General features: G+C 74.1%; 12 protein-coding genes and 1 pseudogene. 10 read left to right on the forward strand and 3 right to left on the reverse strand.

Features of this window, described 5'->3' with window-relative positions; genetic code table 11:
- Nucleotides 1-227 precede the first annotated feature (227 nt).
- The 4 genes and pseudogenes from ACGFIZ_RS03440 (at nucleotide 228) to ACGFIZ_RS03455 (ending at nucleotide 4,549) form a co-directional block, all read left to right on the forward strand.
- Entirely contained in the window at nucleotides 228-1,283 is a 1,056-nt protein-coding gene (locus ACGFIZ_RS03440; RefSeq protein WP_393415622.1) for an ABC transporter ATP-binding protein, read from the forward strand.
- Entirely contained in the window at nucleotides 1,280-2,293 is a 1,014-nt protein-coding gene (locus ACGFIZ_RS03445) for an ABC transporter ATP-binding protein (protein WP_393415395.1), read from the forward strand. The genes ACGFIZ_RS03440 and ACGFIZ_RS03445 overlap by 4 nt, the downstream gene beginning before the upstream one ends.
- Before the next feature lie 20 nt (nucleotides 2,294-2,313).
- Nucleotides 2,314-3,024 (forward strand): annotated as a pseudogene (locus ACGFIZ_RS03450) (ABC transporter permease); the annotation flags it as partial.
- A gap of 121 nt (nucleotides 3,025-3,145) precedes the next feature.
- Nucleotides 3,146-4,549 (forward strand): ABC transporter substrate-binding protein, encoded by a 1,404-nt coding sequence (locus ACGFIZ_RS03455; RefSeq protein WP_393415624.1) that lies wholly within the window; start codon nucleotides 3,146-3,148, stop codon nucleotides 4,547-4,549.
- Nucleotides 4,550-4,637: 88 nt separating this feature from the next.
- On the opposite strand, the gene ACGFIZ_RS03460 is transcribed toward ACGFIZ_RS03455, so the two are convergent.
- Nucleotides 4,638-6,782, reverse strand: a complete 2,145-nt coding sequence (locus ACGFIZ_RS03460) for a prolyl oligopeptidase family serine peptidase (RefSeq protein WP_393415397.1) — start codon at nucleotides 6,780-6,782, stop codon at nucleotides 4,638-4,640.
- 87 nt (nucleotides 6,783-6,869) lie between these two features.
- Between ACGFIZ_RS03460 and mshB the strand changes: the two genes are divergently transcribed.
- The 3 genes from mshB to ACGFIZ_RS03475 all read left to right on the forward strand — a co-directional run bounded on the left by mshB (nucleotide 6,870) and on the right by ACGFIZ_RS03475 (nucleotide 8,797).
- A complete protein-coding gene (gene mshB / locus ACGFIZ_RS03465; protein ID WP_393415400.1) occupies nucleotides 6,870-7,796 on the forward strand; it encodes an N-acetyl-1-D-myo-inositol-2-amino-2-deoxy-alpha-D-glucopyranoside deacetylase in 927 nt (308 codons plus the stop codon).
- A 17-nt stretch (nucleotides 7,797-7,813) separates the two neighbouring features.
- Nucleotides 7,814-8,251: a hypothetical protein gene (locus ACGFIZ_RS03470; protein WP_393415626.1), complete on the forward strand. Its 438-nt coding sequence runs from the start codon at nucleotides 7,814-7,816 to the stop codon at nucleotides 8,249-8,251.
- A gap of 81 nt (nucleotides 8,252-8,332) precedes the next feature.
- A complete protein-coding gene (locus ACGFIZ_RS03475; protein WP_393415403.1) occupies nucleotides 8,333-8,797 on the forward strand; it encodes a hypothetical protein in 465 nt (154 codons plus the stop codon).
- Between the two features lie 13 nt (nucleotides 8,798-8,810).
- Here the strand turns inward: ACGFIZ_RS03475 and ACGFIZ_RS03480 are convergent, their stop codons facing one another.
- The gene (locus ACGFIZ_RS03480; RefSeq protein WP_393415406.1) at nucleotides 8,811-9,767 is read right to left on the reverse strand and encodes a GNAT family N-acetyltransferase; all 957 of its coding nucleotides are present in this window, start codon (nucleotides 9,765-9,767) and stop codon (nucleotides 8,811-8,813) included.
- A gap of 80 nt (nucleotides 9,768-9,847) precedes the next feature.
- Between ACGFIZ_RS03480 and fdxA the strand changes: the two genes are divergently transcribed.
- Together fdxA and dapC are read left to right on the forward strand one after the other, a co-directional pair.
- Nucleotides 9,848-10,174: a ferredoxin gene (gene fdxA / locus ACGFIZ_RS03485; RefSeq protein WP_347670928.1), complete on the forward strand. Its 327-nt coding sequence runs from the start codon at nucleotides 9,848-9,850 to the stop codon at nucleotides 10,172-10,174.
- On the forward strand, nucleotides 10,171-11,286 hold the full coding sequence (gene dapC / locus ACGFIZ_RS03490; RefSeq protein ID WP_393415628.1) for a succinyldiaminopimelate transaminase: 1,116 nt from the start codon (nucleotides 10,171-10,173) through the stop codon (nucleotides 11,284-11,286). The genes fdxA and dapC overlap by 4 nt, the downstream gene beginning before the upstream one ends.
- Nucleotides 11,287-11,369: 83 nt before the next feature.
- Here the strand turns inward: dapC and ACGFIZ_RS03495 are convergent, their stop codons facing one another.
- Entirely contained in the window at nucleotides 11,370-11,537 is a 168-nt protein-coding gene (locus ACGFIZ_RS03495; protein WP_393415410.1) for a hypothetical protein, read from the reverse strand.
- 28 nt (nucleotides 11,538-11,565) lie between these two features.
- Between ACGFIZ_RS03495 and ACGFIZ_RS03500 the strand changes: the two genes are divergently transcribed.
- On the forward strand, nucleotides 11,566-12,624 hold the full coding sequence (locus ACGFIZ_RS03500) for a prephenate dehydrogenase (protein WP_393415413.1): 1,059 nt from the start codon (nucleotides 11,566-11,568) through the stop codon (nucleotides 12,622-12,624).
- Nucleotides 12,625-12,640 lie beyond the last annotated feature (16 nt).

Genomic DNA, 12,640 nt, shown 5'->3' on the forward strand with positions numbered 1-12,640 from the left:
CGGCGTGCGTCGTGTGGTGGATGTCGGGGGTGGTGGAAGGGCCCAGTTCAGGGGTAGTGACGGCGTTGTCGAGTCGTTACCCTGAGGCACGCTGACAGCCGCCCGGCTTGTAGCTTATTTTCGCCCTCAGTGATGTGTTGTAAGTTCTCTTCACTTCGTCACTGGGGGAGGCGGTCGTGGACAAGCCCGCACCGGCGCCGTCCGGCCAACCGGACGACCGCCCGAGCGTGCCGGAGCAGCGGGAGGGCGACGGTCCGTACCTGCGGGTGAGCGACCTGCGGGTACGCTTCGACACCGAGGACGGCACGGTCCGCGCGGTCGACGGGGTCTCCTTCGCCGTCGAGCGGGGGCGCACGCTCGGCATCGTCGGCGAGTCCGGCTCGGGCAAGAGCGTCACCTCGCTGGCGATCCTCGGCCTGCACAGCGCCAAGCGCACGACCATCACCGGCGAGATCTCCGTCGGCGGCCGACAGCTCGTCGGCCTGCCCGAGGAGGAGGTACGCAGGCTGCGCGGCCGGGACATGGCGATGATCTTCCAGGACCCGCTGTCGGCGCTGCACCCGTACTACACGGTGGGCCGGCAGATCGCCGAGGCGTACCGGGTGCACCACCCGCGGGCCGGCCGGCGGGAGGCCCGGCAGCGGGCCGTGGACATGCTCGGCCGGGTCGGCATCCCGCAGCCGGCGAAGCGGTACGACCAGTATCCGCACGAGTTCTCCGGCGGCATGCGGCAGCGGGCGATGATCGCGATGGCCCTGGTCAACGACCCGGACCTGCTGATCGCCGACGAGCCGACCACCGCGCTGGACGTCACCGTGCAGGCGCAGATCCTGGACCTGCTCGCCGACCTGCAGAGCGAGTTCCACTCCGCGATCATCATGATCACCCACGATCTCGGCGTGGTCAGCCAGGTCGCCGACGAGGTGCTGGTGATGTACGGCGGCCGGGCCGTCGAGCACGGCAGCGTGGAGCAGGTGCTCCGGCGGCCGCAGCATCCGTACACCTGGGGTCTGCTCTCCAGCGTGCCCTCCCTGCACGGCGACGCCGACACGGACCTGGTGCCCATCACCGGCAACCCGCCCAGCCTGATCAACCTTCCGTCGGGGTGCGCGTTCCACCCCCGCTGCCGCTACGCCGACCGCAACGGCGACCGCTCGCGGACGGAGGTGCCGGTGCTGCGCCCGGCCGGCGAGGCGGGCCATCTGGTCGCCTGCCACCTGCCGGCCGAGGAGCGCACCCGGCTGTACCGGGAGGACGTCGCACACGTGGGGGTGGCCCAATGACTGGCCAGACCGAGCCGTTGCTGAAGGTCAGCGGGCTGACCAAGCACTTCCCGGTGCGCGACGGGTTCCGCACCAAGGGCGTGGTGCGCGCCGTCGACGGCCTGGACTTCGAGGTGCGCCCCGGCGAGACGCTCGGCCTGGTCGGGGAGTCCGGCTGCGGCAAGACCACGACCGGCCGGATGCTGGTGCGGCTGCTGGAGCCGACCGCCGGGCGGATCGAGTTCGCCGGCCGCGACATCACCCACGCCGGTCGGCGCGAGCTGCGCCCGCTGCGGCAGGACCTGCAGATCATCTTCCAGGACCCGTACGCCTCGCTGAACCCCCGCCACACCGTGGGCCGGATCGTGGCGATGCCGTTGCAGGTCAACGGCATCGACCCGCCCGGCGGGGTGAAGAAGCGGGTGCAGGAGCTGCTGGAGCTGGTCGGCCTCAACCCCGAGCACTACAACCGCTACCCGCACGAGTTCTCCGGCGGGCAGCGGCAGCGCATCGGCATCGCCCGGGCGCTGGCGCTGCGGCCGAAGCTGATCGTCGCCGACGAGCCCGTCTCCGCCCTGGACGTCTCGATCCAGGCGCAGGTGATCAACCTGCTCCGCGACCTGCAGCGCGAGCTGGGGCTGGCGTTCGTCTTCATCGCCCACGACCTGGCCGTGGTGCGGCACTTCTGCCAGCGGGTCGCGGTGATGTACCTCGGCAAGATCGTGGAGCTCGGCGACCGGGCGGACATCTACGAGCGGCCGCAGCACCCGTACACCCGGGCGCTGCTCTCGGCGATCCCGGACGTGACCGCGCTCGGCCCGGGCGGCCGGATCCGGCTCGCCGGCGACGTGCCGACCCCCCTGAACCCGCCGTCGGGCTGCCGGTTCCGGACCCGCTGCTGGAAGGCGCAGGAGATCTGCGCCACCCGGGAGCCGGCCCTGGAGCCGCGCGTGGCCGGCGGCCAGCACACCGCCTGCCACTTCCCGGAGCTGGATGCGGTCGGCGTCGGCGGCGAGGAGGTGACGAGGTGAGCCTGTCCCCGGTCGAGGGCGTGACGCTGGCGGAGATCGAGTCCTCCGGCGACGGTGCCGACCCGAAGGCGAACGCGAAGGGCTTCGTCGGGCGGTCGCCCGGCCAGCTCGCCTGGGCCCGGCTGCGCCGGGACCGGACGGCGATGGTCAGCGCCGGCATGCTGGCGTTCTTCGTGCTGGTGGCGCTGGCCGCCCCGTTGATCGAGGCGCTGTACGGTATCGGCCCGCGGGAGCAGTTCCAGAGCCGGCTGGACGGCTTCGGCATGCCGCTCGGCTACGCCGGGGGCGTCACGGGCGAGCACTGGTTCGGGCTGGAGCCGGGCCTGGGCCGGGACATCTTCATCCGGATGGTGCACGGCCTGCGCACGTCGCTGTTCATCGCGTTCACCGCCGCGGTGATCACCGCGGCCATCGGCATCGTGCTCGGCACCCTCGCCGGCTACCTGGGCGGCTGGCTCGACGCCGTGGTCAACTGGATCACCGACCTGACCCTGGCCATGCCGTTCCTGATCATCGCGCTGGCGATCACCCCGACCGTCGCGCTGCGCTTCTACGGCCAGCGGGAGGAGGTGCCGCCCGCGTTCCAGATCGGCGTGCTCATCGCCATCTTCGCGCTGTTCAACTGGACCAGCACGGCCCGGCTCGTACGCGGGCAGGTCATCGCGCTGCGGGAGCGGGAGTTCGTGGAGGCCGCCCGGGCCAGCGGGGCCGGGCTGGGGCACATGCTGTTCCGGCAGCTCCTGCCGAACATCTGGGCGCCGATCCTGGTGTCGTTCTCGCTGGCGGCTGTTCGCCCGCTACCTGACCACCTGGAAGGACGACGGCAAGGGCGGGCTGGTCCTCGTCGGCGACCTGGCCGAGACGCCGGGCACGAACGTCAACAACGACTGCAAGGTCTGGGAATTCAAGATCAAGGACGGGGTGAAGTTCGAGGACGGCAGCCCGATCACCGCCAAGGAGATCGCGTACGGCATCGCCCGGTCCTTCGACCCGGACCTCGCCGGCGGCCCGACCTACGTGCAGGAGTGGCTGGCCGACACCCCGCAGTTCGACACCAGGTGGGACTTCAAGAAGAACAAGGGCTCCCTGCCCCCGGGCCTGACCACCCCGGACGACAAGACCCTGCGCTTCGAGTTCGCCAAGCCCCGCTGTGACCTGCCGTTCGCGGTCTCGCTGCCGACCACCGCGCCGCTGAGGGCCGACAAGGACACCGGGGTCAACCTGGACCAGCACCCGTTCTCCTCCGGCCCGTACAAGGTCGCGAAGAACCAGGCCGGCGTGCAGCTCACCCTGGACCGCAACCCGCACTGGGACCCGAACACCGACGCGGTGCGCCACCAGTACCCGGACCAGATCGTGTGGAGCTTCGGCCCGACGGCCGACGCGGCGAACAACCGGGTGATCGCCGACAACGGCGCGGACCAGGCCGCGATCGCCTTCAACGCCGTGCCGGCCTCGCTGGTCGCCCGGGTCGCCCAGGACGCGGCGCTGAAGTCGCGGACGATCCTGTCCCCGACCCCGAGCGCCAACCAGCTCCTCATCAACAACCAGCGGGTCACCGACCTGAGGATCCGGCAGGCGTTGAACTACGCCATCGACCGGGAGGGCCTGGTCAAGGCGCTCGGCGGCCAGACCGTGGCCCAGCCGCTGACCACCCTGATGCCGCCGGCCACCATCGGCTACCAGGCGTACGACGCGTACCCGGCCGGGGCGACCGGCAACATCGACAAGGCCAAGGAGCTGCTCGGCGGCCAGACCCCGGAGCTGGTCCTCGGCGTCGCGGACAACACGACCGAGCAGCAGATGGGCACCCAGCTCAAGGCCAACCTGGAGCGCGCCGGCTTCAAGATCACGGTCCGGAACATCCCGGACGACTCGAAGCTCGACGAGGTCAAGAAGAAGGACAACCCCTGGGACCTGTACATCGGCAACTGGGCGGCGGACTGGCCGAGCGGCGCGTCGATCCTGCCGGTGCTCTACGACGGCCGCACCATCAAGGCCGAGGGCAACAGCAACTCGTCGTACTTCAACGACCCGGCGATCAACGCCGAGTTCGACCGGATCCTCGCCCTGGAGCCGGCGAAGCAGGGGCCGGAGTGGGCCAAGCTCGACGAGCGGATCATGAAGGAGCACGCCCCGGTGGTGCCGCTCTTCGTCGACGTGGCCTACAACGTGCACGGGTCCAAGGTCGGCGGGATCTTCATCTCCAGCGTCTTCGGCTACCCGTCCTTCGTGAACGCGTACGTCAAGCAGTGACCGTTCCGCGGTGACGTCCGCGCCGTCGGGCGCGGACCGGGCCCCCTCGCACAACGTGGTGCGAGGGGGCTCTTTGCGTGGTCAGGAGTCACGACAGGTGCGTGCGCAGGAAGCCCAGCTCCAGCTTGAGCAGGCGCTCGGCGAGGCCGCCCGCCGCCATGTGGGTGGCGCCGGTCAGCGGGAGCACCGAGTGCGGCCGGCCGGCCGCCAGCAGCGCCGCCGACAGCCGCAGCGTGTGCGCGGCCACCACGTTGTCGTCGACCAGCCCGTGCACCAGCAGCAGCGGCCGGGCCGGCTCGCCCGACACGGGCGGCTCGGCGGCCAGCTCCACCAGCGAGTGGTGCGCGTAGACGTCCGCCCCCTCCTCCGGCATCCCGAGGTAGCGCTCGGTGTACGCCGTGTCGTACAGCGCCCAGTCGGTGACCGGGGCGCCGACGATCCCGCACCGGAACAGCTCCGGGTGGCGCAGCACCGCCAGCCCGGCCAGCCAGCCCCCGAACGACCAACCCCGGACGCCGACCCGGCCGAGGTCCAGGTCGGGGTGCTTGCCGGCCAGGGCGGTCAGCGCGTCGATCTGGTCGAGCAGCACCACGTCGGCCACCCGCCGGTGCACCGCCTTCTCGAAGGACGGGGCGATCCCGGGGGTGCCCCGGTTGTCGACCGTCACCACCGCGAAGCCGTTCTCGGCCCACCACTGCCGCTCCAGCCACGCCGACCGGGCGGCCGTCACCTCCTGGTGCCCCGGCCCGCCGTACACGTCCAGCAGCACCGGCAGCCGGGTGCCCTTGACGTGGTGGGTCGGGTAGAGCACCGCGCTGGGCAGCCGCCGGTCGGTGACCCGCACCATCAGCGGCCGGGGCGCGTACGGCGGGGCCGCCGCGAACGAGCGGAGCTGTGCCACCTCCCGGTCGCCCCGCCACACCGACCAGGTCGTGCCCGCCTGGTCCAGCGAGGCGGTGCCGACGACGAGCGTGTCGCCGCCCACCGCCGCGGTGTGCCAGCCGGGGGTGCCGCTCATCCGCCGGGCGTCCACGCCGGCGCCGATCAGCGTCCGCACCCGGTACAGGTGCCGCTGGCTCGGCTCGCCCTCGCTCGCCTCCACCAGCAGGTCCGCCGGGCCGCCGCCGGCTGGCAGCCGGCCCACCACCCGGCGCACGTACAGCGAGGGCGGGGTGAGCAGGGTGCCGTCGGCGAACAGGCACCGGGCGTCGTATCCGTCGTGGGCCAGCTCGCCACCGACCAGCACCCGCCCGTCCGGCAGGTGCGCCGGGGTGCCGGGGATCGGCTCCACCCAGCGCGGGTCGGCCAGCTCGGCGTGCACCTGCGTCTCGCCGGTGCGCGGGTCCACCGCGAGCACCAGGCCGTGCTGCTGGGAGCGGCGCAGCACGGTGATCAGCGGGTTGCCGTCGGCCCAGTCGACCGAGGTCAGGTACGGATAGGTCTCCCGGTCCCAGTGCACGTCGACCCAGCCGCCGTCGAGGTCGAGCAGGTGCAGGCTCACCTCCGCGTTCGGCCCGCCGGCCACGGGGTACGCGACGGTGGCCGGCGGGCTCGCCGGGTCCGCCGGGTCGTGCAGGTGCCAGCGCGGCAGCCGGGACTCGTCGACCCGGGCGGCCAGCACCGAGCGCCCGTCCGGGGCCCACCAGTAGCCCCGGTACCGGTGGAACTCCTCGGCCGCGATGTGCTCGGGCAGGCCCCAGGTCACCCCGCCGTCCTCGCCGGCCAGCATGGTGTCGGTCCCGTCGGGCGCCACCACCCGCAGCTCGCCCCGGCGCACCCCGTCGGCCGCGTCCGTGACGTACGCGAGCCGTTCGCCGGTCGGGTCGGGCCGCGGGTCGAGCACCGGCCCGACGGTCGCCACCTCGACCACGTCGCCGTGCACCAGGTCGGCCCGGAACAGCCGCCCCGCCAGCGCGAAGACGGCCACCCGGCCGGCCACGTCGAGGGCGTACGAGCCGATGCCGGCGGCGCTGAGGCGCAGCCGTTCGCGCAGCGCCCGCTCGCCGGGGGACAGCGCGGCCGGGTCGGCGTCGGCGCCGAGCAGGGCGCGGGGCTCCGCGACGAGCCGCTCCTCGCCGGTGGCCGTGTCGAGCAGCCAGAGCGCGTCGGCGGGATCCTCGGGGCCGGCCGAGCGCAGGAACGTCACCCGCGAGCCGTCGTCGGCCACGGAGACGGCGCGCGGCGCCCCGTGGCTGAACCGGTGGGTACGGGCGGCCAGCTCCGGAAAGTCCACACGTCGGATCGTAGAGCGGCGCCGGGGATGATGTGGCCGACCTGTGGGGACGCGTCGGGGACGGTGGGGGGTGAACTGCCGGTTAGAGTGACCGTCGTGACGACGCTGCCCGACCGCCGCCTCCTGCTGGTCCACGCGCACCCCGACGACGAGTCCATCGGCACCGGCGCGACGATGGCGCACTACGCCGCCCTCGGCGCCCACGTCACGCTGGTGACCTGCACCCTCGGCGAGGAGGGCGAGATCCACGTGCCGGAGCTGGCCCAGCTGGTCGCCGCCGAGGCCGACCAGCTCGGCGGGTACCGGATCGGCGAGCTGGCCGCGGCCTGCGCCGCGCTCGGCGTGACCGACCACCGCTTCCTCGGCGGGGCGGGCCGCTACCGCGACTCCGGGATGATGGGGCTCGCCACCAACGAGCACCCCCGGGCCTTCTGGCAGGCGGACCTCGACGAGGCCGCCGGGTACCTGCTGGAGATCCTGCGGGAGGTACGCCCGCAGGTGCTCGTCACCTACGACCCCAACGGCTTCTACGGCCACCCCGACCACATCCAGGCGCACCGGGTGGCGATGCGGGCGGTCGAGCTGGCCGCCGTCGAGGGGATCGCCCCGGCCAAGGTCTACTGGACGGCGATGCCGCGCAGCGTCCTGGAGGCCGGCCTGACGCACTTCGCCGAGTCGTCGGACAACCCCTTCGCCGGCATCGAGAACGCCGACGAGCTGCCGTTCGGCACTCCGGACCCGGAGATCGCCGCCCGGATCGACGCCACCGACCGGCACGCCGCGAAGGAGGCGGCGATGCGGGCGCACGCCACCCAGATCCCGGCCGCCTCGTGGCTCTACTCGATCGCCGGGAACTTCGGCGCCGAGTTCATGGGGGTGGAGTACTACACCCTGGCGGTGGGGGAGAAGGGGCCGGGCGCCGGCCCGTACGGCTGGGAGGAGGACCTCTTCGCCGGGCTCGTCCTCGACGGCGATCCCGGTCGTACCCCGGTCGCGGCGGCCGGCGTCCGGTGACCCTGCCCGCCGCGCCGATGTCGGTCGTCCCGCCGGAAGCCCCCCCGCCCGCGCCGCGCGGATCCCGGCCGCTGCTGGACGTGGCCCTGCGGGCCTCCGGCGGGGTGGTGGCCGTGGTCGCCGCGGTGGCCACCGGCCTGCTGGAGCTGATCCTGTCCACCGTCCGGGTGGCCGGCCACCTGATCGGCGTGTCGGCGGCGGTGGCCGTGCTCGCCAACGTCGCGCTGGCGTGGTTCGCCCACGCGACGGTCGGCCGCCGGTGGGCGGTGGCGCTGCCCGCGACGCCGTGGTTCGTGCTGATGGGCGCGGCGGCCGTGCGGACCCACGAGGGGGACCTGCTGCTCTCCGGGGAGAACTGGGTCGGCCTGGCGATGATCGTCGCCGGGGCCATGACGTTCGCGGTGATGGGCTTCCGGCAGGTGCTCGCCCCGCCGCCGGTTCGCCGCGACGGGTGATGACGCCGCTCGGCTCGCAGTGGTAGACATTCGTGCCAGGAGCGCCCGTCGTGGGGCGGGCGGTGCGGCGGGAGGCGTGCGATGAAGGGTCGGTGGCGGGCGGTCGGCGTGCTCGCGGGTTCGCTGTTCGCGGTCAACGTGGTCGCCCGGGTGGTCATCAAGCTCGGCTTCGACGGCAACGACAGCGCCGCCGACCGGGTCACGTGGGGCATGTTCCTCGCGATCGGGGCGATCCTCGCCGTGACCGCGTTCCGCTGGGGGCAGGACCACCCGGTCTCCCGCTGGGCCGGTGACACGGCCGCCGCCGTGGGGATCGCGCTGCTGCTCACGATCCTCGTCGGGCCGTTGCTGGTCGGGGCGAACCCGTTCGGCAACGGGGCGGGCACGTTCTTCCTCCAGGTCTGGCTGTACCTGGCGGCCGCCGCGGCCGGCGTCCTGGTCGGCTTCCTCACCCTGACCGCGCTGGGCCGCGACCACCGCTCCGTGCAGCTCCAGCGCTACGCGGAGTTCAAGACGTCCAGGCCCCGCCGCCCCGTCCGCCGCTGACGGCCCGCCCGGCTCAGGGCCGCACCCTCGTCACGTACGTGTGGTGGGTGCTGAAGCCCAGCGACCGGTAGAGCGCCACGGCGGCCGTGTTGCGCTGCTCGACCTGGAGGAAGGCGTGGGTCGCCCCCAGCGCGGCGCCCCAGTCGGTCAGGGCACGCAGCACCCGGGTGGCCAGGCCCTGCCGGCGGGCGTGCGGCAGCACCTCGATCAGGGTCAGGCCGAGCCAGCGTCCCGCGCCGGTGACGCTGCCGCGGCCGACGGCGAGCAGCTCGCCGTCGGCGTACACCTCCGCGAAGCGGAGCTGCTCCACGGCGGTGAGCACGTGCCGGGCGGCGTCGGGCAGGCCGCCCTTGCGGCCGGCCGCGACCGCGAGCCAGTCGTCCGACGGCGCGGCGGCCAGCTCGACCGGCGGCAGGCCGGCGCGTTCCGGCGGGGCGGGCGGCAGCGCGGCGAGCGCGATGGTCTGCACCAGCACCGGCGGCCGGCCGGACCAGCCGCGCGCGTCCAGTTCGGCGCCGACGGGCGCGGCGAGCGGCAGCGGCGTGTTCACCATGGCCGGCTGCCCACGCTCGGCGTACCAGCGTTCCACGGCGTCCAGCGCGGCGGGCAGCGGCCGGTCCGGGTCGCCGACGGGGAGCGCGGAGTTCGCCCGGCCCGTCCAGCCGTCGGCCGCGCGCAGCAGCCAGTCGCCGAGCCGGTCCCGGACGGGGGCGGGCCACGCCTCGTCGGCGGCGAGTTCCAGCGCCACCACCGCGGACGCCGTCGGCCGCCGGGCCGCCGGCACCCGCTTGGCCCGGTGTACCTCCCCGACCGGCACCCGCAGCCGGCCCTGCTCGGTCACCAGTGTGACGTGGGTCTCATTCAGCTCGACCAGTTCGCCCAGGGCGTCGGTGAAGAGTGGCCGGCCTTCGTGAATCCCCACAATCCGCCGGACCACGATCCGATGTCCCACATCCTGCTGTCGGAGCACGATCGACCCCCTCCCCGGCGAGATACTAGGCTCTTACCGGTCGCGGGTGATCGCGACGTGTCTTGCGGAGGAGAAGACCGGTGACATACATCATCGCCGAGCCCTGCGTGGATGTGCTCGACAAGGCATGCATCGAGGAATGCCCGGTCGACTGCATCTACGAGGGAAACCGGATGCTCTACATCCACCCCGACGAGTGCGTCGACTGCGGTGCCTGTGAGCCGGTCTGCCCGGTCGAGGCGATCTTCTACGAGGACGACGTCCCGGAGCAGTGGAAGGACTACACCGGGGCCAACTACGAGTTCTTCGAGGACCTGGGCTCGCCCGGCGGCGCGTCGAAGCTCGGCAAGGTGGAGAAGGACGCGACGTTCGTCGCGGCCCAGCCGCCGCGCGGAGAGGGCCACTGAACCGGCCCGCGCCGGTCTCGTCGCGGCTGCCCGAGTTCACCTGGGACACCCTGGACGCCGCGGCCGCTGTGGCCGCGGCGCACCCGGAGGGTCTGATCAACCTCTCGATCGGCACGCCGGTCGATCCGGTGCCCCCGGTGATCCGGCAGGCGCTGGCGGCGGCGTCCGACGCACCCGGCTATCCGTTGACCGCCGGCACGCCCGCCCTGCGGGACGCCATCGCGGCCTGGGCGGCCCGGGCCTGCGGCACGGGCGTCGACGGCCTCGGCGTGCTGCCCACCATCGGCTCCAAGGAGCTGGTGGCCTGGCTGCCCACCCTGCTCGGCCTCGGCCCCGGTGACGTCGTCGTGGTGCCGCCGGTCTGCTACCCGACCTACGAGGACGGGGCGCGGCTCGCCGGCGCCACCACCGTACGCACCGACTCGCTGACCGCGCTCGGCCCCGATCCCCGGGTCCGGCTCGTGTGGGTGAACTCGCCCGGCAACCCGACGGGTCGGGTGCTGCCGGCCAACCACCTGCGCAAGGTGGTCGACTGGGCCCGGGAGCGGGGCGCCGTGGTGGCCAGCGACGAGTGCTACCTGCCGCTGGGCTGGTCGGCCGAGGCCCGGCCGGTCTCGGTGCTCGCCCCCGAGGTCCGCGGCGGGTCGTACGACGGCGTGCTGGCGGTGCACTCGCTGTCCAAGCGGTCCAACCTGGCCGGCTACCGGGCCGGCTTCGTCGCGGGCGACCCGGCCCTGGTCGCCGAGCTGCTGAAGGTGCGCAAGCACGCCGGCATGATCGTCCCCGCCCCGGTGCAGGCGGCGATGATCGCCGCGCTCGCCGACGAGGGGCACGCGGACGCGCAGCGGGAACGCTACCGGGCCCGGCGGGAGCGGCTGCTGGCCGCGTTCACCGGGGCCGGCTTCACGCTGGAGCACTCCGAGGCCGGGCTCTACCTGTGGCTGACCCGGGGCGAGGACTGCTGGCGTACGGTCGACTGGCTGGCCCGCCGGGGCATCCTGGTCGCCGCGGGCGCCCTCTACGGCCCGGGCGGCGCCCAGCACATACGGGTGGCGCTGACCGCGTCCGACGCGCACGTCGCGGTGGTCCCCGGGCGGCTCGCCCAACCCTGACCAGCCGTGCCCCGGCCCGCCGGGCCGGGGCACGCCGGCTGCCCGCGGGTGCCTCGGCCGCGCCGGCCGGGGCACCCGCGGCGTCAGGCGTTGATCCGTTCGAAGACCGCGAGCAGGGTGTCCCGGCTGCGCTTCTCCAGCGGCTCGCTGGAGTACAGCGCCCGGGATCCCCGGCGGTGCCGGGGTGCCCACCGCCGGCACCGGGCGACCAGGCGATATCCTCGGTGCCCGGGTCGGGGCGAACCCGACATGTGTCGACCGAGACCCCGAGGTACGCCGATGGTGGACAGGCCGGGCCGCGCCCCGCGGGTCGCGGTGGTGGGCACCGGGCTCATCGGCGGCTCGGTGCTGCTGCGCCTGCACGAGCACGGGACGGACGTCGTCGGCTGGGACCCGGACGAGGCCACCCGCGTCGAGGGGCGGGCCCGGGGCGTCAACTTCCCCGAGGAACTGGCCGACGCCGTCCGCGACCGGGACGTGGTGTTCCTCTGCGGTCCGCTGTCGACCCTGCCGGAGACGCTGCGCACCGTGACCCGGCACACCCGGCCCGGGTGCGTGGTCACCGACGTGGGCAGCACGAAGGGCGCGGTCGCCGGCCACGCGGCGGCGTACGGGCTGACCGACCGGTTCGTTCCCGGGCACCCGATGGCCGGCACCGAGCGGGCCGGGCTGGCCGCCGCCGTCCCCACCCTCTTCGACGGGGCGGCCTGGGTGCTCTGCCCCTCGGCGGCGGGGATGGCGGGGTTCCGTACGCTCGCCGCTCTCGTCATCGACGTCTTCGCCGCGCGCATCGTGCCGATGTCGGCGGACGTGCACGACGCGGCGGCGGCGCTCGCCTCGCACATCCCGCACCTGCTGGCGGGCAGCCTGGCCGGCGCGGTGGCCGGCACCGAGCTGCGGGACGCCGTGCTGGGGCTGGCCGCCGGCAGCTTCCGCGACGGCACCCGGGTCGCCGGCACCCCGGCCAGGCGGACGGCGGACATGCTGCTGAACAACCGCGAGCAGGTCCTGGCGCAGTTGGGCCGGGTGACCGCGTTCCTCGACGAGCTCGCCGCCGCGCTGCGGGCCGGCGACGCGGACGCCCTCGTGGCGCACTACCAGCGGGCCCGCGGGCTGCGGCTGGCTCTGCTCGGCCGGGCGACGCGCCCCGCCGCGCGGAGCTTCGCGCTCGGCGCCGAGGCCGACGACGAGCTGGAGTACCTGCTGTCCCTCGGCTCGGCCGGCGGCTACCTGACGGCGTGCCGGGTGGCGGACGGCGAGGTCGCCTACACCGGGCACGTCCCGGAGCCGGACGCGGCCGGCGCCGCCGGGCACGTCCCCGTCGGCCCCGAGGCGTGAGACGGGAATCCTTCCA

The organism is Micromonospora sp. NPDC048830 (assembly GCF_043198215.1).
Lineage (GTDB): Bacteria > Actinomycetota > Actinomycetes > Mycobacteriales > Micromonosporaceae > Micromonospora.

Coding starts and splice junctions, on each gene's coding strand:
- ACGFIZ_RS03445 (WP_393415395.1), top strand. CDS start 1,280: ATGACTGGCCAGACCGAGCCGTTGCTGAAGGTCAGCGGGCTGACCAAG.
- ACGFIZ_RS03495 (WP_393415410.1), bottom strand. CDS start 11,537: ATGTCGGGTTCGCCCCGACCCGGGCACCGAGGATATCGCCTGGTCGCC.
- ACGFIZ_RS03475 (WP_393415403.1), top strand. CDS start 8,333: ATGAAGGGTCGGTGGCGGGCGGTCGGCGTGCTCGCGGGTTCGCTGTTC.
- ACGFIZ_RS03500 (WP_393415413.1), top strand. CDS start 11,566: ATGGTGGACAGGCCGGGCCGCGCCCCGCGGGTCGCGGTGGTGGGCACC.
- ACGFIZ_RS03470 (WP_393415626.1), top strand. CDS start 7,814: ATGTCGGTCGTCCCGCCGGAAGCCCCCCCGCCCGCGCCGCGCGGATCC.